Origin of the sequence: Mycobacterium sp. URHD0025 (assembly GCF_000426065.1) — a bacterium.
GTDB lineage: Bacteria > Actinomycetota > Actinomycetes > Mycobacteriales > Mycobacteriaceae > Mycobacterium.
In genome coordinates this window covers 61,802-80,563 of the sequence record NZ_AUEQ01000009.1, presented here as the reverse complement: position 1 = coordinate 80,563, position 18,762 = coordinate 61,802, and the positions used below count along the sequence as shown (strand labels likewise).

At 66.3% G+C, this 18,762-nt stretch carries 19 protein-coding genes; 12 read left to right on the top strand and 7 right to left on the bottom strand.

Translation table 11 applies throughout. From position 1 onward, the window contains the following. Positions 1 to 22: 22 nt before the first annotated feature. The gene (locus H977_RS0113045) at positions 23 to 1,156 is read right to left on the bottom strand and encodes a GTP-binding protein (RefSeq protein ID WP_029108291.1); all 1,134 of its coding nucleotides are present in this window, start codon (positions 1,154 to 1,156) and stop codon (positions 23 to 25) included. 57 nt (positions 1,157 to 1,213) lie between these two features. Between H977_RS0113045 and H977_RS0113040 the strand changes: the two genes are divergently transcribed. The 4 genes from H977_RS0113040 to H977_RS0113025 are packed head-to-tail and all read left to right on the top strand — an operon-like array spanning position 1,214 to position 4,981. Next, positions 1,214 to 2,206, top strand: a complete 993-nt coding sequence (locus tag H977_RS0113040) for a metal ABC transporter solute-binding protein, Zn/Mn family (protein ID WP_036475873.1) — start codon at positions 1,214 to 1,216, stop codon at positions 2,204 to 2,206. Then, positions 2,206 to 2,988, top strand: coding sequence for a metal ABC transporter ATP-binding protein (locus tag H977_RS0113035; RefSeq protein WP_029108289.1), 783 nt, complete (start codon positions 2,206 to 2,208; stop codon positions 2,986 to 2,988). Before H977_RS0113040 ends, H977_RS0113035 begins: the two co-directional genes overlap by 1 nt. Beyond that, entirely contained in the window at positions 2,988 to 3,869 is an 882-nt protein-coding gene (locus tag H977_RS0113030; RefSeq protein WP_051288828.1) for a metal ABC transporter permease, read from the top strand. Before H977_RS0113035 ends, H977_RS0113030 begins: the two co-directional genes overlap by 1 nt. 11 nt (positions 3,870 to 3,880) lie before the next feature. Then, positions 3,881 to 4,981 carry an Rv3575c family transcriptional regulator gene (locus tag H977_RS0113025; protein WP_029108287.1) on the top strand — a complete coding sequence of 367 codons (1,101 nt, stop codon included), beginning with the start codon at positions 3,881 to 3,883 and terminating at the stop codon, positions 4,979 to 4,981. 46 nt (positions 4,982 to 5,027) lie between these two features. On the opposite strand, the gene otsB is transcribed toward H977_RS0113025, so the two are convergent. Further along, the gene (otsB, locus tag H977_RS0113020) at positions 5,028 to 5,807 is read right to left on the bottom strand and encodes a trehalose-phosphatase (RefSeq protein WP_029108286.1); all 780 of its coding nucleotides are present in this window, start codon (positions 5,805 to 5,807) and stop codon (positions 5,028 to 5,030) included. A 3-nt stretch (positions 5,808 to 5,810) separates the two neighbouring features. Further along, positions 5,811 to 6,416, bottom strand: coding sequence for a cholesterol catabolism transcriptional regulator KstR (kstR, locus tag H977_RS0113015; protein ID WP_164480958.1), 606 nt, complete (start codon positions 6,414 to 6,416; stop codon positions 5,811 to 5,813). Positions 6,417 to 6,689: 273 nt separating this feature from the next. On the opposite strand from kstR, the gene H977_RS0113010 reads away from it, so the two are divergent. Next, positions 6,690 to 8,831: an acyl-CoA dehydrogenase family protein gene (locus H977_RS0113010; RefSeq protein ID WP_029108284.1), complete on the top strand. Its 2,142-nt coding sequence runs from the start codon at positions 6,690 to 6,692 to the stop codon at positions 8,829 to 8,831. An 89-nt stretch (positions 8,832 to 8,920) separates the two neighbouring features. Here the strand turns inward: H977_RS0113010 and H977_RS0113005 are convergent, their stop codons facing one another. Beyond that, positions 8,921 to 9,538 (bottom strand): TetR/AcrR family transcriptional regulator, encoded by a 618-nt coding sequence (locus tag H977_RS0113005; protein ID WP_029108283.1) that lies wholly within the window; start codon positions 9,536 to 9,538, stop codon positions 8,921 to 8,923. A 60-nt stretch (positions 9,539 to 9,598) separates the two neighbouring features. Between H977_RS0113005 and H977_RS0113000 the strand changes: the two genes are divergently transcribed. Further along, a complete protein-coding gene (locus H977_RS0113000) occupies positions 9,599 to 10,114 on the top strand; it encodes an Rv1443c family protein (protein WP_029108282.1) in 516 nt (171 codons plus the stop codon). Here H977_RS0113000 and H977_RS0112995 read toward each other — a convergent pair. Both H977_RS0112995 and H977_RS0112990 read right to left on the bottom strand, forming a co-directional pair. Continuing rightward, positions 10,043 to 10,612 carry a hypothetical protein gene (locus H977_RS0112995; RefSeq protein WP_029108281.1) on the bottom strand — a complete coding sequence of 190 codons (570 nt, stop codon included), beginning with the start codon at positions 10,610 to 10,612 and terminating at the stop codon, positions 10,043 to 10,045. The genes H977_RS0113000 and H977_RS0112995 overlap by 72 nt on opposite strands. Positions 10,613 to 10,640: 28 nt before the next feature. Continuing rightward, on the bottom strand, positions 10,641 to 11,702 hold the full coding sequence (locus tag H977_RS0112990; RefSeq protein ID WP_029108280.1) for a ferredoxin--NADP reductase: 1,062 nt from the start codon (positions 11,700 to 11,702) through the stop codon (positions 10,641 to 10,643). 168 nt (positions 11,703 to 11,870) lie between these two features. Here H977_RS0112990 and hsaA point away from each other — a divergent pair, with 168 nt between their 5' ends. From hsaA to H977_RS0112955, 6 genes are all read left to right on the top strand, one after another. Next, positions 11,871 to 13,061: a 3-hydroxy-9,10-secoandrosta-1,3,5(10)-triene-9,17-dione monooxygenase oxygenase subunit gene (gene hsaA, locus H977_RS0112985; protein ID WP_029108279.1), complete on the top strand. Its 1,191-nt coding sequence runs from the start codon at positions 11,871 to 11,873 to the stop codon at positions 13,059 to 13,061. 15 nt (positions 13,062 to 13,076) lie between these two features. After that, on the top strand, positions 13,077 to 13,943 hold the full coding sequence (hsaD, locus tag H977_RS0112980) for a 4,5:9,10-diseco-3-hydroxy-5,9,17-trioxoandrosta-1(10),2-diene-4-oate hydrolase (RefSeq protein ID WP_029108278.1): 867 nt from the start codon (positions 13,077 to 13,079) through the stop codon (positions 13,941 to 13,943). Positions 13,944 to 13,946: 3 nt separating this feature from the next. Beyond that, positions 13,947 to 14,846 carry an iron-dependent extradiol dioxygenase HsaC gene (hsaC, locus tag H977_RS0112975; protein WP_029108277.1) on the top strand — a complete coding sequence of 300 codons (900 nt, stop codon included), beginning with the start codon at positions 13,947 to 13,949 and terminating at the stop codon, positions 14,844 to 14,846. Between the two features lie 2 nt (positions 14,847 to 14,848). Beyond that, the gene (hsaB, locus tag H977_RS0112970) at positions 14,849 to 15,415 is read left to right on the top strand and encodes a 3-hydroxy-9,10-secoandrosta-1,3,5(10)-triene-9,17-dione monooxygenase reductase subunit (RefSeq protein ID WP_029108276.1); all 567 of its coding nucleotides are present in this window, start codon (positions 14,849 to 14,851) and stop codon (positions 15,413 to 15,415) included. A 283-nt stretch (positions 15,416 to 15,698) separates the two neighbouring features. Next, positions 15,699 to 17,111: a hypothetical protein gene (locus H977_RS0112965; protein ID WP_231395954.1), complete on the top strand. Its 1,413-nt coding sequence runs from the start codon at positions 15,699 to 15,701 to the stop codon at positions 17,109 to 17,111. A 178-nt stretch (positions 17,112 to 17,289) separates the two neighbouring features. Next, on the top strand, positions 17,290 to 18,129 hold the full coding sequence (locus H977_RS0112955) for a mycofactocin-coupled SDR family oxidoreductase (protein WP_029108274.1): 840 nt from the start codon (positions 17,290 to 17,292) through the stop codon (positions 18,127 to 18,129). Here H977_RS0112955 and H977_RS0112950 read toward each other — a convergent pair. Next, on the bottom strand, positions 18,122 to 18,715 hold the full coding sequence (locus H977_RS0112950) for a TetR/AcrR family transcriptional regulator (protein ID WP_029108273.1): 594 nt from the start codon (positions 18,713 to 18,715) through the stop codon (positions 18,122 to 18,124). The genes H977_RS0112955 and H977_RS0112950 overlap by 8 nt on opposite strands. Positions 18,716 to 18,762 lie beyond the last annotated feature (47 nt).

Genomic DNA, 18,762 nt, shown 5'->3' with positions numbered 1-18,762 from the left:
TGTGGACCTAGGGTGCTCCTGGCTAATGGTGCGCGTGGGTGATGTTCCAGGCCGGTAGCGGATCGGGATACCGCTGCCAGGCTTGCTCGCCCTCGGCCAGTTCGGCGTCGGTCAGCAGGGCGCGGCGCAGCATCCTGTCGACGCCCTCGCGGTCGATCCGGATTCCGATGAACACGATTTCCTGACCCGGCTGGATCTCGGTGGCCGACCAGAACTGGGCCGGTTCGAACACCAGGTTCGGGCCGGCCTGCGACCAGATCGCCGCGACCGACGGCCGGCTGGCGATCCAGCAGAAACCTTTGCTGCGCAACAGGCCTCGAACGTTCTCGAGCACCTCGGCGAGGCGCTGGGGGTGAAACGGCCGGTCGGCGCGAAACGTCATCGAGCCGATGCCGTACTCCTCGGTCTCGGGGGTATGGCCCATCGCGAGCTCCTCGTCCCACCCTGGTGCTTCGGCCGCGGCGACCGGATCGAACAAGCCGGTGCCCAGCACCTTGTCGAGGTCGACCACACCGTGCGTGGTGTGTAGCAGCTGCGCGGAGGGGTTGAGCCGGCGCACGACGGCCTCGACAGCACCGACGTGCTCAGGAGTCACGAGGTCGGTCTTGTTGAGCAGGATGACGTCGGCGAATTCCACCTGGTCGACAAGGAGATCGGCGACACTGCGCGCATCCCCCGGACCCGCCGTCATCTCACGCTCGGCCAGCGCCTCGCCCTTGGCCAACTCGGTCAGAAACGTCGACGCGTCGACGACGGTCACCAGCGTGTCCAACCGGGCCAGCGCACCCAGGCTGAAGCCGTCCTCGAATTCCCAGCTGAAGGTGGCGGCCACCGGCATCGGCTCGGAGATGCCCGTCGACTCGATGACCAACTGGTCGAAGCGGTTCTGCCGGGCCAGCACGCCGACCGCCTCGACGAGGTCCTCGCGCAGCGTGCAGCAGATGCAGCCGTTGGTCAGCTCGACGAGCTTCTCCTCGGTTCGGTCGAGGTGGCCCTGCCCGGCGATCAGCGCGGCGTCGATGTTGACCTCGCTCATGTCGTTGACGATCACGGCGACGCGCCGGCCGTCCCGGTTGGCGAGGATGTGGTTCAACAGCGTGGTCTTCCCGGCGCCGAGAAAGCCGGACAGGACGGTGACGGGCAGCAAATCGGACATCGCACTCCTTATTGAAAACGATTTTCAATAAATCATCATCCGGGCGTGCATCCGCTAATGCAAACGGTTATCGTTATCGCCGTGCTCCCGCCCCTGAACCTTCGCGCCCTGGCCACTGCGTTGCTGCTGGCCACCCCATTCGCCCTCGCCGCCTGCGGCTCCGACGAAACCCAGCAGGCCGAGTCCGCCGGAAACTGCGTGACCACACCGGTCAACGTGGTCGTCAGCGTCGACCAGTGGGGCGACATCGTGTCCGCACTCGGCGGTGACTGCGCGAAGGTGACGACGGTGCTGGCCGGGTCGTCGGTCGATCCGCATGACTTCGAGCCCTCGCCCGCGGACGCGGCCAAGTTCCAGGGCGCGCAGTTGGTGGTCATCAACGGTGGGCATTACGACGAGTGGGCGACCAAACTGGCCCAAAGCACGGCGCCGAATGCCGTCGTGGTCTCCGCCATCGGGACAGGCGATGACGACCATGACCACGGAGACGGGGACGGCGGACATGCCCATGAGCACTCGAACAACCCGCACGCCTGGTACAGCCCGGCCGCGGTGACCGGCGTCGCCGACACGGTGACCGAGGAACTCGGCCAGTTGGCTCCCGATGCGCGCGATTACTTCGCCCAGCGCCGCACCGCGTTCACCACCTCGATGCAGCCCTACCAAGACCTGATCAACGACATCAAGACCAAGGCCCCCGGTAAGCGCTACGCCGCCACCGAAACGGTGTTCGACGACATGGCTGCCGCGGTCGGCCTGGTCAACCAGACACCGCCGGGCTACCAGTCGGCGTCGTCCAACGAGACCGACCCGTCGCCGGCCGACCTGGATGCGTTCCTGCGCCTGCTCGGCGATCGGGGTGTCGACGTGCTGATCTACAACACCCAGACGGAGGGCTCGTTGCCCAAGCAGATCCGGGCCGCCGCCGAGAGCGCGGGAATTCCGGTTGTCGATGTGACCGAAACGGTGGCGCCGGGAGCGGATTCGTTCGAGGCTTGGCAGGTGAACCAACTGACCGCGCTGGCCAAAGCGCTCGGTATACAGAACTAGTGTCATCGAACAACGCCGCGGAGCAGCCCGCGCTGGTCTTCGACGATGTCAGTGCCGTGCGCGGGGGACGGCTGATCTGGTCGGAGGGCACCTTCGAGATCCCGGCCGGGGGCATCGTCGCGCTGATCGGCTCCAACGGATCGGGCAAGTCGACGATGCTGCAGGTCATGCTGGGCCTGCTGCCCGCGGCGTCGGGTTCGGTGCGGGTCCTCGGTGGCGCGCCGGGTGAGCACAATGACCTGATCGGCTACGTCCCGCAGGATTATGCCGCGGGCGCGGGGGAGGCGATCCGGGCGCGCGGTGCGGTGACACTCGGGCTCACGGGGCGGCGGTGGGGCTTCACCCGTACCTCGGCCGCCGACCGGGCCAGGGTTGACGAGGCATTGACGTGGGTGGAGGCGACCGGGTTCGCGACCATGCGGTTGTCAGAACTGTCCGGCGGTCAGCGGCAACGTATTGCCTTGGCGAATGCCCTTGTCGGACATCCGAAGATGCTCATCCTCGACGAACCGTTGGCCGCGCTGGACCTGCGTAACCAGCACGAGATCGTCCAGCTGCTGGCCCGGCTGAACCAGGACCTCGGCGTCACGATTCTCGTTGTCGCCCATGACCTCAATCCGTTGCTCAGCGTCCTCGACAGCGCCATCTACCTGCTCGACGGACACGCCCACCACGCGGCCATCGACGAGGTGGTGGATGCCGAGTTGTTGACCCACTTGTACGGAACCAAGGTGCAGGTGGCCAACACCCCACTGGGGCAGATGTACATGAGGAGCGTGTGATGCCGGCGGGTTTGGCTGCTGCTGGAACGTTCGCTCAAAGCAATCTGGCACTGGGCTACCAGCACAACTGGTGGCAGATCCTGACCTCGGCGTTCATGCGCAACGCGTTGGTCGGCGGCACGCTGGTGGCCCTGGCAGCCGGGCTGATCGGCTATTTCGTCATCGTCCGCAACACCGCGTTCGCCGCCCATGCACTGGCCCACATCGGATTGCCCGGCGCCACCGGTGCGGCGCTGCTCGGGCTGCCGGTCGGGTTCGGGCTGGGCGCGTTCTGCGTCGGTGGAGCGCTCGTGATCGGCGCATTGGGCAGCCGCGCCCATGACCGCGAGGTGGCCACCGGCACGGTGCTGGCCCTTGCCACCGGTTTCGGCCTGTTCTTCAACTCGCTGGCCACCAAGAATTCGTCGACGCTGACCAACGTTCTGTTCGGCAACCTGCTGGCCATCACTCACCAGCAGCTGCTGATGTTCACCGCGCTGCTGGTCTTGTTGGCTGCCACGGTCGTATTCGTCTTCCGCCCATTGCTGTTCGCCTCGGTCAACCCGCAGGTGGCCGAGGCCAAAGGGGTGCCGGTACGCGCACTGTCGGTGCTCTTCATGGTCCTGCTGGGCATCGCGGTGACGATGGCCGTGCTGGCCGTGGGCACACTGCTGCTGTTCGCGCTCGTCGTCACCCCGGCTGCGACAGCGATCATGGTGACGGCGCGGCCGATTCTGGCGATGACCATCTCGACCGCCATCAGCGTGGTGTCGGTGTGGGCCGGGCTGACGGTGTCCGCGATCTTCAACATGCCGCCGAGCTTCGTGATCGTCACGATTGCCTGCGGAATCTGGCTGGCCGTGTGGGCGGTTGATCGGGTGAGGAATTCAGCGTTCCACTAGCCTCGGAAAGCATGCCACGGAGTCCCCATCCGCCACGGCGGGCCACCCTGGCTTCGTTGGCGGCTGAACTGAAGGTTTCGCGGACCACCGTCTCCAACGCCTACAACCGTCCGGACCAGTTGTCCGCCGAGCTGCGCGACCGGATCTTCGACGCGGCCAAGCGCCTGGGTTACGCGGGACCGGATCCGGTGGCGCGCTCGCTGCGAACTCGCAAGGCCGGCGCCGTGGGGTTGATCATCACCGAGCCCCTCAATTATTCGTTCAGTGATCCCGCCGCATTGGATTTCGTTGCGGGACTTGCCGAATCCTGCGAGGCGGTGGGTCAGGGGCTGCTGCTGGTGGCGATCGGGCCCAACCGCAGTTTCGAGGACGGTTCGGCGGCGGTGCTCGCGGCCGGCGTCGACGGATTCGTGGTGTATTCGGCATCCGATGACGATCCGTACCTGCCGGTGGTGCGTCAGCGCCAGTTGCCGGTCGTGGTGGTGGACCAGCCCAAAGACGTTCCCGGGGTCTCGCGGGTCGGCATCGACGATCGCGGCGGGATGCGGCGGCTGGCCGAGTACGTATTGGAGTTGGGTCATCGCGACATCGGCCTGCTCACCATGCGGCTGGGCCGGGACTGGCCGCACGCGGGCACGAGATCCGCATTGGCGGACCCGGACCGGGTGATGTCCCCGCATTTCCATGTGCAGCGCGAGCGGATTCACGGTGTGCACGACGCGATGACGGCCGCCGGTCTGGCACCGGACACCCTGACGGTGGTCGAGAGCTACGACCATATGCCGACGTCCGGCGCGGCCGCTGCCGAGACTGCGCTGGACGCCAATCCCCGTATCACCGCACTGATGTGCACCGCCGACGTGCTGGCCTTGTCGGCCATGGACTATCTGCGCTCACGGGGCATCTACGTGCCGGGGAACATGACGGTGACCGGATTCGACGGGGTGCCCGAGGCGTTGCGCCGTGGCCTGTCGACCGTGGTGCAGTCCAGTGTGGCCAAGGGACGGCGGGCCGGAGAGTTACTGCACAATCCGCCCCGGTCGGGACTGCCCGTGATCGACGTGCTGCCCACCGAAGTGGTGCGCGGCCGGACGTCGGGCCCGCCGGCCTAGCCCAATTTGCGCCCGATTTGCGCCGAAACGGCATTCCGCCAGGCTGCTACTCGGACTTCTCCTGCTGGAATGCGGTTTCGGCGGAGGGGCGCGCCCGAAGCAGGTATTTCAGGGCTGCCACAACGTCTTCGGGCTCGTCGACCCGGTATTCGGCCAGCGTCTCGCCCGGCCCCACCTTGACGCCGACATCGCCGTCGCGCAGCCGGCGGAACGCCTTCTCGTCGGTGACATCGTCGCCGAAGTAGATCACCGCCGACGCCTGGTGCTCGTCGCGCAGGATGTCGATCGCCTCGCCCTTGTCGGTGGTGATCACCGCGAATTCGAGCACGGCCTTGCCCTCGGTCAGCTGCGCATCCCAGGCCTGTGCCGATTCACGTGCCTGCGCGAGCGCGGCGCCGGCATCACCGGGCTCGGCGTTGCGCACATGCAGGGCCACGCTTGCGGGTTTGAGTTCGACCGTCACGCCGGGCCTGCCGGCCGCGATCGCCTGAAGCTCATCGGCGATCGTGTCCAGCAGGGCGCTGTCGATGGGATGGGTGAACCCGGAGTCGAATTCGGCGCCGTGGCTGCCGATCATGTGCACGGTCGCGGGCATCCCCGACAGGTCCCGCAGCACCGCAAGCGCGCGGCCGGAGATCAGGGCGGTCTCGGTGCCCGGCAGGTCGGACAGCGCCACGAGCGCTTCGGCACCTGTGCGCAGCGGGCGCGCGTCGGCCGGGTTGTTGACGATCGGCGCGAGGGTGCCGTCGAAATCTGACGTGATCAGCAGCCGTGGGACGTGTGCGGCCCGGTCGAGTGCGTCCTGGAGTTCGACGGGAAGGCTCACCCGCTAGATCTTAGGTTTGTCCTCGGCGCCGATCAGCAGCCGCACCGCGAGGTCCAGTCGCTTGCTGACGTCGGTGGCGCTGGCCCGCCGGGTCAGCCAGGCCAGCAGGTTCGACAGCCACACATCCGAGATGACCCGGGCGATGTGGTACTGATCCTCCGTCGGCTCACCGTCGCTCATGGCCCGGGCGAACATCGAGTCCATCAGCTTGCCGACATGGTCGACCTCGCCCGCGGCGGATGCGTCGGCGAAGACGAACGCCCGCGTCATGGCCTCGGTCAGCAGCGGATTGCGCTGCATGGCCCGGTTGAGCTTGCCGACCATGAAGCTGAGCCGCTGGTAGGGGGTGCCGCCGGCCAGCGCGGCCCGGTCGGTCTTGGCGTCGATGCGCTCGAACTCCCGGCCGAGGGCCGACACCAGCAGATGGACCTTGGAAGGGAAGTAGCGGTAGAGCGTTCCGACGGCGACATCGGCACGCTCGGCCACGGCCCGCATCTGGACGGCCTCGTAACCGCCTTTTGAGGCAATGGCCAGGGTCGCGTCCAGGATGCGCTTGCGGCGCTCGCGCTGGGCTTCTGAACCGAGTTCGGATTCGGCGAGAACGGCCACGTTCAGAACCTCACGCGGTCGGGTGTCAGACCCGGACGATTCGCTGCCTGCCTGCTGTGGTGCGCTGGACATGCGGTGTGTGGCCCCCTCTCGTCGCGTACCTCTGCGAAAACGATACGCACGGCGATCTCCTTCTACGCACCTCCGCGCCGGTAAACACACGGACGTGTCCTGCTGTGATGCGGGTCGACTTGACGGTCGAACACTGTCACCATTAGAACACGTTCTAGTGGGAAGCACGGACTTCTCGCGTTAGGCACCAGGAGGTCCACCATGTCCGGCGCATCTGCCACCATCACCGACGAGCAGTTTGCCGCCCGTGACCTGGTGCGGAGCTGGGCGGCAGCGACCGCTACAGCCACCGCCGTCCGCGAGTCCGAACACGATGCCGATGCGTGGCGCACGCCGTTTCGAGGTCTCGCCGAACTAGGGATCTTCAGCGTCGCGGTTCCCGAGGAGCAGGGTGGCGCCGGCGGCACGGTCGAGGACTTGTGCGCGATGGTCGACGAGGCCGCCGCCGCTCTGGCACCCGGTCCGGTGGCCACGACGGCTCTGGCGACCCTGATCGTCACTGACGAGACCGTGCTCGAGGCCCTGGTGTCAGGTGAGCGCACTGCCGGTGCGGCGCTGCGCGCGGACCTGACGTTCGACGGCGACCTCGAAACCGGCACGGTGTCGGGCACCGCCGACTACGTCCTGGGCGCCGACGCCGGCGGGGTGCTGTTGCTGCCGGCCGGCGATCGTGTGGTGCTGGTCGACGCGAGCGCAGCAGGCGTGAGCGTCGAGCTGCTCACCGCCACCGACTTCTCGCTGCCGCTGGCCCGGGTGGTGCTGGACTCGGCGCCCGCGCGGGTGCTCGCGGTGTCGCTGCAGCGGTTCGAGGACATCACCGCGACGGTCCTGGCCGCCGAGGCCGCGGGGCTGGCTCGCTGGACGCTGCAGACCGCCACGGAATACGCCAAGGTGCGTGAGCAGTTCGGCAAGCCGATCGGCAGCTTCCAGGCCGTCAAGCACATGTGTGCCGAGATGCTGCTGCGCTCCGAGCGGATCTCGGTGTCGGCCGGCGATGCGGCGCGCGCGGTGTCGGAATCCGATGACTCCCAGCTTTCGGTCGCCGCGGCGGTGGCTGCGGCCGCGGGGGTGGACGCGGCCGAGGCCAACGCCAAGGACTGCATCCAGGTGCTCGGCGGTATCGGCATCACCTGGGAGCACGAAGGGCACCTGTATCTGCGTCGCGCATACGGAATTTCGCATGCGCTCGGCGGCCGGCGCCGGTGGATTCGCCGGATCTCGGCGCTCACCCAGCAGGGCGTGCGTCGTGAACTGCGTATCGATCTGGCGTCGGTGGCTGACCTGCGCCCCGAGATCAGCGCTGCCGTCGCCGAGGTGGCCGCACTGCCGGTGGAGAAGCGGCAGGTGGCGCTGGCCGAGTCCGGCCTGTTGGCGCCGCACTGGCCACGTCCGTACGGCCGCAACGCATCTCCGGCCGAACAGCTTTTGATCGATCAGGAACTCGCCGCCGCGAAGGTGGAACGCCCGGATCTCGTGATCGGGTGGTGGGCCGTGCCGACCATCCTCGAGCACGGCAGTCCCGAGCAGATCGACCGGTTCGTGCCGGCCACGCTGCGCGGCGACCTGTCCTGGTGCCAGCTGTTCTCCGAGCCGGGCGCCGGGTCTGACCTGGCTGCGCTGCGTATGAAAGCTGTTCGGGCAGAAGGCCCCAACGGCGAGCCGGGTTGGAAGCTGACCGGCCAGAAGGTGTGGACCTCGGCGGCGCAGAAGGCGCACTGGGGTGTGTGCCTGGCCCGCACCGATGCCGACGCTCCGAAACACAAGGGCATCACGTATTTCTTGATCGACATGAAGACGCCTGGCATCGTGATCCGCCCGCTGCGCGAGATCACCGGTGACGAGCTGTTCAACGAGGTGTTCTTCGACGACGTCTTCGTGCCCGACGAGATGGTGGTGGGCACCGTCAACGACGGCTGGCGGCTGGCGCGCACCACGCTGGCCAACGAGCGGGTGGCCATGGCCGGCGGTACCGCACTGGGCAATCCGATGGAGGAGCTGCTGCGGACCCTCGGCGAGAAGCCGGAGGTCGATCCGGCCGATCTGGACCGGCTGGGTGAGTTGATCCTGACCGCCCAGGAGGGTTCTCTGCTCGATCAGCGGATAGCCCAGCTGGCCGTCGGCGGTCAGGACACCGGTGCGCAGGCGAGCGCCCGCAAGCTGATCGGTGTGCGCTACCGCCAGTCGCTTGCGGAGTTCCGGCTGGAACTGTCCGACGGTGGGGGTGTGGTGCGCAACCGCGAGGTGCACGACTTCCTCAACACCCGCTGCCTGACCATCGCGGGCGGGACCGAGCAGATCCTGTTGACCGTCGCCGGTGAGCGGTTGCTCGGCCTGCCGCGCTAGGACTTTCCCCGCGAGTTCTCCCCGCGAGCAGACGCAAAACTGCCCATTTTCACCCGGAAAAGGGCAGGTTTGTGTCTGCTCGCGGAGGGTCAGTGACCCCGTAGGTAGCCGGCCAGCATCGTGACGATGCCGTCCTCGAGTTGTTCGGCGTCGGCCGGCTTCTCGCACGCCAGCATTCGGTGGGTCAGCGATTCGACGGCGGCGACCACCATGCGAGCCGCGAACGCGGTGTCGGCCAAGCCCACCTCAGAATGGTTGTCCAGCAAGGCTTTTGCTGCGCCGACGGCATCCTCTTCAGTGTGGTGCAACCGGTCCAGCAGCGCCGGCGATCGCGGTGCTTCTTCGAACAGCACGCGGTGCAGGCGGGTGTCGTCGCGATGGTTGTCGATGGCTGCCCGGACGAACAGCCGAAGCAGGTCCTCGAGTGATTCGGGGAGTCCCTGGGCCGTGCGTTCGCGTAGTAGCGCCGCACCCGCATCCACATGGGCATCGGCGAGTGCGGACAGGATCGCGTCTTTGTTCGGGAAGTACTGATACAGCGAACCGATCGACAGATCCGCCGCCGCGGCAATGCGGTTGGTGGTGCCTGCGGCGTACCCGTATTGGGCGAAAACGCGAGCCGCCGCCTTGAGGATGGCCTGCCGTGTTTCCACGGCGCGCTGCTGTCTCGGCTGCTTGCGGGCCCGAAAACGATCAGTCGGGGTCATCGTCGCCTCCGCCCGAAAAGCGAGTAGTCAGCCGGTGCGCCGCCCTCGAGAATTGGTGCCATGCAGCGCATTCATGTCGAGACGATTCTGCCCGCCGACACCGGTCGAGTGTGGCAGGCCATGCAACAGGTTCCGACGTTCCTCTACGTCTGCCGCGGTTTGTTCGGCGTACCGGCGCTGGCCGGGCGTACCGAACCGTTCGAGGCAGGGGACCGGGGCTCTGGTTGGTTGTTCGCCTTCCACGTGATACCGGCTTACCGGCACACCATCGAGGTTCTCGATGTCGACGACACCACCCGCACCATCCGCACCCATGAGTACGGCGGGGTGCTGCGGTCCTGGGACCACACCCTCCATGTCGAGGCGGTGGATGACCGCTCGTGCCGGTACAGCGACACCGTCGAGATCGACGCGGGCCGACTGACTTCCGTGGTGGTGGTGCTGGCCCGAGGCATCTACGCCTACCGGCACCGCCGGTGGCGCAAGCTCGTGGGCACGCACATGTCAAAAGCCCGTCTGGGTGCAGGCGGTCGGCGTGGTCAGGTTGACTCCGCCGAAGACCACCTGGATGACTGAGCAGATGATGAACTGGTCCTTGGTGTTCGGCTGCCCGGTGCGCCACTCGGTGGGGGTGGACACGCCTTCGATGGCGAAGCGTTCGAGCGGTCCGCCGCCGAAGTAGGTCGCCGAGATCTCGACCTTGTTGGTCGACCGGTACAGCTTCGACAGCACGTTGTCGTGGTTGGAGCCCTTGATCTCCCGTGGCATGCCTGCCGGCGCGCTGTAGGAGGCCTCCTGCCAGGTGTCCTTGTTGGTGCTGCGCAGGGTGATGGTCTGGCGTGCCCACGCGTCGCCGGGGAATCCGATGGGGCCGTCCGGCGTCAGCAGGTTGGCCTGGGTGTTGAACGTGCATTGGGTGCCGGCGCAGTTGGCGCTGACGTGCATTTCGATGGTGCCCTGTGGGCTCGGTATCGAGGTGACGGCCGAGTTTGCGGCCGCTTCAGCCGCCGCCGGAAACGCCAGCGCCGCCGCGGTCAGCACTGCTGCCGCGCTCGCTGCGGAGAGCCTGTTGATCGTCATCGTCAAGAAAGGTATCCGCTCGTTACTCGTCGTAGGTGACTTCGACCGAATCCGACACCGGCGTGGCCTGGCAACCCAGGATCAGGCCCTCGTCGAGATCAGAGGGTTCGAGCACGTCGTTGATCTTCATCTCGACGTCCCCGGATTTCTTCAGCACCGCGCATGCGCCGCAATGGCCTTCGCGGCAGGAGAACGGCGCGTCCAGGCCCTTGTCCAGCAGGACGTCGAGCAGCGTGGCCGAACGCGGCCAGCGGACCTCGTGGGTGGTGCCGTCCAGGGTGACGACCGCGGTGGCCGGCCCCTGGTCGCTGTCGTCGTCGTCCTCGATCACGACAGCAGCGAACGGGTCTGAATCCAGCGACTTGAACACCTCGATGTGGATGCGCTCGTCGGCTGCCCCGGCCGTCTTCAATGCCTCCTCGGCTGCGGCCATGAACGGTCCGGGTCCGCAGATGAAGGCCTCGCGGGTGGCGTAGGGGCCGACGAGCGCGGCCAGCGCGGTGGGGCTGGGCAGCCCCTGCACTGTCTCCAGCCAGTGCACGACGGTGAACCGGTCGGGGTACTTGGCGGCCAGCTCGCGCAGCGTCGCGCCGAAGATGACCGAGTTCTCGTCTCGGTTGGCGTAGACGAGTACGACGTTGCCGCTGCCCTCGGCGAGTGCGGACTTGCAGATCGCCATCATCGGGGTGATGCCGCTGCCGGCGGCCAGCAGAAGGAAGTCGGTGTCGAGATTGCGCGGTACGAATGTCCCCGACGGGGCCAGCACGTGCATCCGCATCCCGGCGTGTGCGTTGTCGCACAGCCAGTTTGACGCGTAGCCGTCGGCGGTCCGCTTGACCGTGACGGTCAGTTGGTCGTCGGTCACCGGCGAGCTGGACAGCGAATAGCAACGGGCCACCGAGCCGGTGCGATCGCTCGGCACCCGCAAGGTGAGGAACTGGCCCGGGGCGTAGCGCAGCCGGTCGGCAGGAATCTGCGAACCATCAGGTACGGAGAACACCAGAGACCGCGCGTCGGCTGTCTCCTCGATGACCGCGCTCACCTGCAGTTCGAGCACATGGCTGCCCAATGGCTCATCAGTCACGACTGGACCCTCTCATCCTTCATAACTAGAACATGTTACAAAAACGTACTTGCCCAGGTCCAGCCCTGCATTGCAAGGCGCTACTCGACACAAATCGTAACGTGTTCTAATCTCTGTCTAGGCGGTCAGCTCGCGCTTATCGCAGTCCGATTCTTGGGAGGCATTTCCGTGACATCCATTGAACAGCGTGACGTGCAGGCAGTTCTGGCCGGCATCGATGAATTGCTGCCGACGCTGCGTGAGCGCGCTCAGGAGACCGAGGATCTGCGCAAGCTGCCCGACGCGAACGTCAAGGCCCTGGAGGACATCGGTTTCTTCAAGCTGCTGCAGCCCGAGCAGTGGGGCGGCCTGCAATGCGACCCGACCGACTTCTACGAGGCGGTCCGGCGGCTGGCCAGCGCCTGCGGTTCCACCGGCTGGGTGGCCGGCATCATCGGCGTGCACAACTGGCACCTCGCCCTGTTCGACCAGCAGGCCCAGGAAGATGTCTGGGGTGAGGACACCGCCGTCCGGATCTCCTCCTCCTACGCCCCGATGGGTGCCGGTGTGGTGACCGAGGCTGCTGACGGCTACATCGTCAACGGCGCCTGGAACTGGTCCTCGGGTTGCGATCACGCCAGCTGGGCCTTCCTGGGTGGCCCGGTCATCAAGGACGGCCGGCCGGTCGATTTCGGCAGCTTCCTGATCCCGCGCACCGACTACCAGATCGACGACGTGTGGAACGTGGTCGGCCTGCGTGGCACCGGCAGCAACACCGTGGTGGTCAAGGACGTGTTCGTGCCCAAGCACCGCTTCCTGTCCTACAAGGCGATGAACGACGGCACCGCCGGTGGATACCGGACCAACACTGCGCCGGTGTACAAGATGCCTTGGGGCACAATCCATCCCACCACCATCTCTGCTCCCATCGTGGGTATGGCCTACGGCGCCTACGACGCGCACGTCGAGCATCAGGGCAAGCGTGTGCGCGCGGCATTCGCCGGTGAGAAGGCCAAGGACGATCCGTTCGCCAAGATCCGGATCGCCGAGGCGGCCAGCGACATCGACGCCGCCTGGCGCCAGCTGTCCGGCAACGTCGCTGACGAGTACGCACTGCTGAAGGCCGGCGAGGAGATCCCGTTCGAGCTGCGTGCCCGCGCCCGTCGCGATCAGGTGCGTGCCACCGGCCGCGCGATCGCCTCGATCGACCGGCTGTTCGAGGCCTCGGGTGCCACCGCGCTGTCCAACGATGCTCCGGTGCAGCGGTTCTGGCGTGACGCGCATGCCGGCCGGGTGCACGCGGCCAACGATCCCGAGCGTGCCTACCTGATCTTCGGAAACAACGAGTTCGGCCTGCCCCCGGCCGACACGATGGTCTGATCCGGCGGATTGAGAATGACTGCCACCCAAGAGATCACCTTCGAGTCCACCTCGCGGTACGCCCAGGTCCGCGATGACATGCGGCTGCACTACCACGAGGCCGGTGACCCGAATGCGCAGACCATCGTGCTGTTGCACGGCGGTGGTCCCGGCGCATCGAGCTGGTCGAACTTCGGCCGCAACATCGCCGTGCTGGCCGAGCGCTACCACGTGCTCGCGGTCGACCAGCCCGGCTACGGATACTCCGACAAGCACACCGAGCACGAGCAGTACAACCGCTACAGCGCCAAAGCGCTGCTGGGTCTGTTCGACCACCTCGGTCTGCAGGGACGGATCCCGCTGCTGGGCAACTCGCTCGGCGGCGGCACCGCGGTCCGCTTCGCGCTGGACTACCCGGACCGGGCGGGCAAGCTGGTGCTGATGGGCCCTGGTGGCCTTTCGGTGAACCTGTTCGCGCCGGATCCGACCGAGGGCGTCAAGGCGCTCGCGAAGTTCAACTTCGAACCGACGCGCGAGAACCTCGAAGCCTTCATCCGGATCATGGTGTTCGACCAGAAGTTGGTCACCCCTGAGCTCGTCGACGAGCGGTTCGCGATCGCGAGTACGCCGGAGTCGCTGGCCGCCACGCGCGCCATGGGCAAGTCGTTCGCCGGGGCGGACTTCGAACTCGGCATGATGTGGCGCGAGGTGTACAAGCTGCGTCAGCCGGTGCTGCTGATCTGGGGCCGTGAGGACCGGGTCAACCCGCTCGACGGGGCACTGGTCGCGGTCAAGCAGATTCCGCGGGTGCAGCTGCACGTCTTCGGGCAGTGTGGACATTGGGCTCAGGTCGAGAAGTTCGACGAGTTCAACAAACTCACCATCGATTTCCTCGGGAGTTAGCAGATGAGCATCAAGGCACTGGGCTACATGCGCATCGAGGCCACCGACGTGGCAGCCTGGCGCGAGTTCGGGCTGAAGGTCCTGGGCATGGTGGAGGGCGAAGGTGTCATCCCGGATGCGCTCTACCTGCGGATGGACGACTTCGCCGCGCGCCTGGTGATCGTGCCCGGCGAGCAGGACCGGCTGCTGATCTCCGGCTGGGAGGTCGCTGACGCGCCCGCACTGCAGGGTCTGCGGGAGAGCCTGGCCAAGGCGGGCGTCGATTTCGTCGAGGGCACCAAGGACGAGGTCCGCGAGCGCCGGGTCGAGGGTTTGATCCGGTTCTCCGATCCGTCCGGCAATGTGCTCGAAGCGTTCTACGGCGCGCAATACCTGGGCCGGCGGTTCGTCAGCCCGTATGGCCACAAGTTCGTCACCGCCGAGCAGGGTCTCGGGCATGTGGTGCTGACCTGTGACGACGACGCGGCAGCGCAAGCGTTCTACCAGGATGTGCTGGGCTTCCGGCTGCGTGACTCGATGCAGCTGCCCCCGCAGCTCGCGGGGCGCCCGGCCGACGGCGATCCGGTGTGGCTGCGCTTCTATGGCTGCAATCCGCGTCACCACGCGCTGGCTTTCATGCCGATGCCCAACCCGACCGGCATCGTGCACTTGATGGTCGAGGTGGAGAACTCGGACGACGTCGGCCTGTGCCTGGATCGCGCCAATCGCCGGAAGGTGAAGATGTCGGCCACCCTCGGCCGGCACATCAACGACAAGATGCTGTCCTTCTACATGAAGACCCCGGGTGGGTTCGACATGGAATTCGGTTGTGAGGGACTCGAAGTCGAGGATGAGAGCTGGATCGCCCGCGAGAGCGTCGGCGTGAGCTTGTGGGGTCACGACTTCTCGGTAGGCTTCAAGTAATCATGTCGGGTCCCACGATCGATCCGCGCACGTTCCGAAATGTGCTCGGCCAGTTCTGTACTGGCGTCACGGTCATCACCACACTCCACGACGACGTGCCGATCGGCTTTGCCTGCCAGTCGTTCGCCGCGCTGTCGCTCGACCCGCCGCTGGTGTTGTTCTGCCCGACCAAGCAGTCACGGGCGTGGCAGGCCATCGAGGCCAGTGGGAAGTTCTGCGTCAACATGCTGCACGAGAAGCAGCAGCATGTGTCTGCACAGTTCGGTTCGAAGGCGCCGGACAAGTTCGCCGGAATCGACTGGACGCCATCGGAACTCGGTTCTCCGGTGCTCGACGGCAGCCTTGCCCACATCGACTGCAATGTGCACTCGGTGCACGACGGCGGCGACCACTTCGTGGTGTTCGGTGCGGTGCACTCGTTGTCCGAGGTTCCCAAACGCAAGCCTCGGCCGCTGCTGTTCTATCGGGGCGAGTACACGGGCATCGAGCCTGACAAGAACACCCCGGCACAGTGGCGTGACGATCTGGAAGCATTCCTGACGACCACCACATCCGATACCTGGCTCTGACTTTTCGTCGTTGACAGCAACTGGGCCCCCTCCCATGGAGGGGGCCCAGTTCGTGTTGTGACGCCCCGTAGTGGCATCGATCCACACCCGTCCAGCACATATTTACGGTTCAGAAAGTCAGGGTAGGCATACCTATTGATATTTAGGGAAACCTAAGCTAATTTTTGGTCGTTCCTCAGTCAACTATCAGCTTTCAGGAGTTTTTGTGCCTCAACCTGCCCTCTCTTCCGGCGGCGCCCCAGCGGTGAGCCGGAAGGATAGGTTCCTTATCGCCGGCGTCGCCATGGTGAGTGCCAGCGCTATCGCCGTGACCCCGGTCGCTCAGAACACGACGCTCATCCAGCAGGCGCAGAACTTTGCGTATGACCTGACGGCGGCGACGATGGACGCCACCGCGTCGCCGATCGATGTGTACGGAACGCTGTTCAACAACACGTTCGGCAACCTGAAGTCACTGGGCGCCGCGCTTGCGGAGAATCCCGCACCGCTGCTGAGCCAGGTGCTGGAGAACCAGCAGGGTTACGCGGCGAAGTTCGGCGCGGCGTTCGAGGCCATCCCCACCAACCTGAAGAACTGGTACGAGGGCCCCAACGGGCAGGCGCGGTTGGATCAGGCGCAGGCCGCACTCGAGGCCGGAGACATCGGCGAGGCGTACCGGTGGTTCAACCACTCCATGCTGTACGCGTTCCAGGGCGCCTTCGGTTCGCTGATCGCTCCCGGGTTCATCCTCTCGGGCATTCCGCGTGGCGGCACCGAGTACCTGACCGGGATCCCGGAGCAGATCGCGCAGAACTTCACGAATCTGATCGGTGCGACCTTCACCTCGAGCGTCCTCGTCAGCGCTGTGTTCCAGGGTGCGTTCGCCACCGTCAGTGGCCCGGCGTTCGAGCTGGCCCGCGTTGCCGAGTCGATCAGCACCAGCGTGGCCGCCGGAGATGCGCAGGGCGCCTTCAACGCGGTGATCAACACCCCGGGAATCCTGGTCAACGCGGCGCTCAACGGGTTCAAGTACTCCGACCCCGACCCTGAAACGGGCACCGGCGGCTACACCGAGTGGCCGGCGCTGCTCACGTGGGCCGAACCCGGCGAGCAGGGAGGCGCCAGGGTGGTCGCGGGTCTTCTGCAGAACCTGCTGGTCAACATCCCCAAGTCTCTCGCCGATGCCATCGACAACACCCCGGAGGTCGCCGCCCCGTCGGCGGTGCCGACCAGCGTGACCGCTCAGCTGGTTTCCGGGGTGACGCCCAAGGCGGCGTTGACCGAGTCGGCCGCCGAGTCGGTCGTCGAGGCCCCGAAGACTGCGACCCCGGCCGTGGAGGCCCCGAAGGAAGCGAGCCCGGCCGTCGAGGCTCCGAAGGCTGAGACGCCGGCAGTCGAGGCGCCGAAGGTCGAAACCCCGGTCGCCACGACAGTTGCGACGACCGAAGAGGCAGTGGCGGCCGAATCCGCCACCGCTCCGGCAGCCACCACATCGGCCACTGCGAAGGCCAAGACCAAGGTGACGGACCGGATCAAGGCCAAGATCGGTGAGGCCAAGGAAGCCCGGCAGGCCAAGGCCAAGGAGGCCAAGGAAGCGAAGGCGGCCAAGGCGGTCAAGGCGGTCAAGGCGAAGGAAACCAAGGCCAAGGCCGGCGAGTCCAGCAAGTCCACCGGCTCCGGCGACTCGAACAACAGCTCGGGTTCTTCGTCCGAGTAGATAGCACTGTGCGTAGCTGGGCCCCATCCGTCACGGGTGGGGCCCAGTTTCGTGTACGGCCGGCCGGGGCGCTCGGAATTCGACCCCGAAGCTGACCAACTGATCAAAGATGCCATTGACAACAAGGCCTCCGGCTGTCACGGTTTGATCGACTGATCAAATCATCGAAAGGATGGCCATGGCAGGCAGAGTCGAGGGCAAGGTAGCCCTCGTTACCGGAGCGGCACGCGGGCAGGGGCGCAGCCATGCGCTGCGATTGGCGCAAGAGGGTGCCGACATCATCGCCGTCGACGTCTGCAGCCCGATCACCGATACCAGTGCGATCCCGGCGTCGACCCCGGACGATCTGGCCGAGACGGCTGATCTGGTCAAGGGCCTGAACCGCCGGATCGTCACGGCGGAGCTCGATGTGCGGGACTTCGATGCGCTCAAGGCCGCGGTCGACAGCGGCGTCGAGCAGCTGGGCCGCCTCGACATCGTGGCGGCCAACGCCGGCATCGGTAACGGTGGCGATGTGCTGCACGAGACCAAGGAATCCGACTGGGACGACATGATCGGCGTCAATCTGTCGGGAGTCTGGAAGACCGTGAAAGCCGCGGTGCCCCATCTGATTTCGGGCGGCCGGGGTGGGTCGATCATCCTCACCAGCTCGGTCGGCGGGCTCAAGGCCTACCCGCACACCGGCCACTACATCGCAGCCAAGCACGGTGTGATCGGCCTGATGCGCAGCTTTGCGGTGGAATTGGGTCAGCACTCGATCCGGGTGAATGCGGTGTGCCCGACGAACGTGAACACCCCGATGTTCATGAACGAGGGCACGATGAAGCTGTTCCGCCCCGACCTGGAGAACCCGGGCCCCGACGATATGGCCGTCGTCGCCCAGCTCATGCACGTGCTTCCGGTCGGCTGGGTCGAACCCGTCGACATCAGCAACGCGGTGCTGTTCCTGGCTTCCGACGAGGCCCGCTACATCACCGGTCTGCCGGTGACGGTGGACGCCGGGAGCATGCTCAAGTAGCAGCTCCGCCGGTGCCGAACCGGCGCAGGAACCGTTCGACGAAGGCGCGGAATTCGGCGTGGCCCTCGGTCACGCCGACCGCCTCTTCGTTGCACAGACTGCGGGCGGACTGGGTGAGCAGCATCGACATCACCACCGGCGGAAACTCCTCCATGTCCACGCCGTGGGCACGCAGCACGCCCGCCATCGCCGTGGCTTCGATGTCGCGGACCCGCTCGGAGTAGGCCTTGAGTTCGACGCCAATTGCCTTGCGGTGGTTGGCCAGTGCCATGAACTCGGCGTTGAGTCCGGTCACCCGGGAGTCGGAGTTGATCAACCACAGGGCGCGCAGCGGATCGTCGGTGGTGACGGCCTCACGCATTCGCGCGAGGGCGGCGTCGGCCCCGCTGCGCAGCACCGAGATGAACAGATCGTCGAGGGTGTCGAAATAGTAATAGACGAGCGCCGAGCGCACGCCTGCCACAGCCGCGATGCGCCGGGTGGTTGCGGCGGCATAGCCCTCGTCGCGAATCACCTGGGCGGTCGCCTCGATCAGGCGCTTGCGCGTGCCGGCGTCCTTCTCTTTGGCCGCGCGTGCCGCCGCCATCAGTCGAGTCTCCGAAAATCATTGCCCGACAAGGGAGATTTCAGGCC

What these genes read in the sequence shown, in the direction of transcription:
- H977_RS0112965 (WP_231395954.1), top strand. Translation starts at nt 15,699, where the DNA reads ATGGTGAGTGCCAGCGCTATCGCCGTGACCCCGGTCGCTCAGAACACG.
- H977_RS0112950 (WP_029108273.1), bottom strand. Translation starts at nt 18,715, where the DNA reads ATGGCGGCGGCACGCGCGGCCAAAGAGAAGGACGCCGGCACGCGCAAG.
- hsaB (WP_029108276.1), top strand. Translation starts at nt 14,849, where the DNA reads ATGTCGGGTCCCACGATCGATCCGCGCACGTTCCGAAATGTGCTCGGC.
- hsaC (WP_029108277.1), top strand. Translation starts at nt 13,947, where the DNA reads ATGAGCATCAAGGCACTGGGCTACATGCGCATCGAGGCCACCGACGTG.
- H977_RS0113000 (WP_029108282.1), top strand. Translation starts at nt 9,599, where the DNA reads ATGCAGCGCATTCATGTCGAGACGATTCTGCCCGCCGACACCGGTCGA.
- H977_RS0113045 (WP_029108291.1), bottom strand. Translation starts at nt 1,156, where the DNA reads ATGTCCGATTTGCTGCCCGTCACCGTCCTGTCCGGCTTTCTCGGCGCC.
- H977_RS0113005 (WP_029108283.1), bottom strand. Translation starts at nt 9,538, where the DNA reads ATGACCCCGACTGATCGTTTTCGGGCCCGCAAGCAGCCGAGACAGCAG.
- H977_RS0112955 (WP_029108274.1), top strand. Translation starts at nt 17,290, where the DNA reads ATGGCAGGCAGAGTCGAGGGCAAGGTAGCCCTCGTTACCGGAGCGGCA.
- H977_RS0113040 (WP_036475873.1), top strand. Translation starts at nt 1,214, where the DNA reads ATGCAAACGGTTATCGTTATCGCCGTGCTCCCGCCCCTGAACCTTCGC.
- hsaD (WP_029108278.1), top strand. Translation starts at nt 13,077, where the DNA reads ATGACTGCCACCCAAGAGATCACCTTCGAGTCCACCTCGCGGTACGCC.
- H977_RS0113025 (WP_029108287.1), top strand. Translation starts at nt 3,881, where the DNA reads ATGCCACGGAGTCCCCATCCGCCACGGCGGGCCACCCTGGCTTCGTTG.
- H977_RS0113010 (WP_029108284.1), top strand. Translation starts at nt 6,690, where the DNA reads ATGTCCGGCGCATCTGCCACCATCACCGACGAGCAGTTTGCCGCCCGT.
- H977_RS0113030 (WP_051288828.1), top strand. Translation starts at nt 2,988, where the DNA reads ATGCCGGCGGGTTTGGCTGCTGCTGGAACGTTCGCTCAAAGCAATCTG.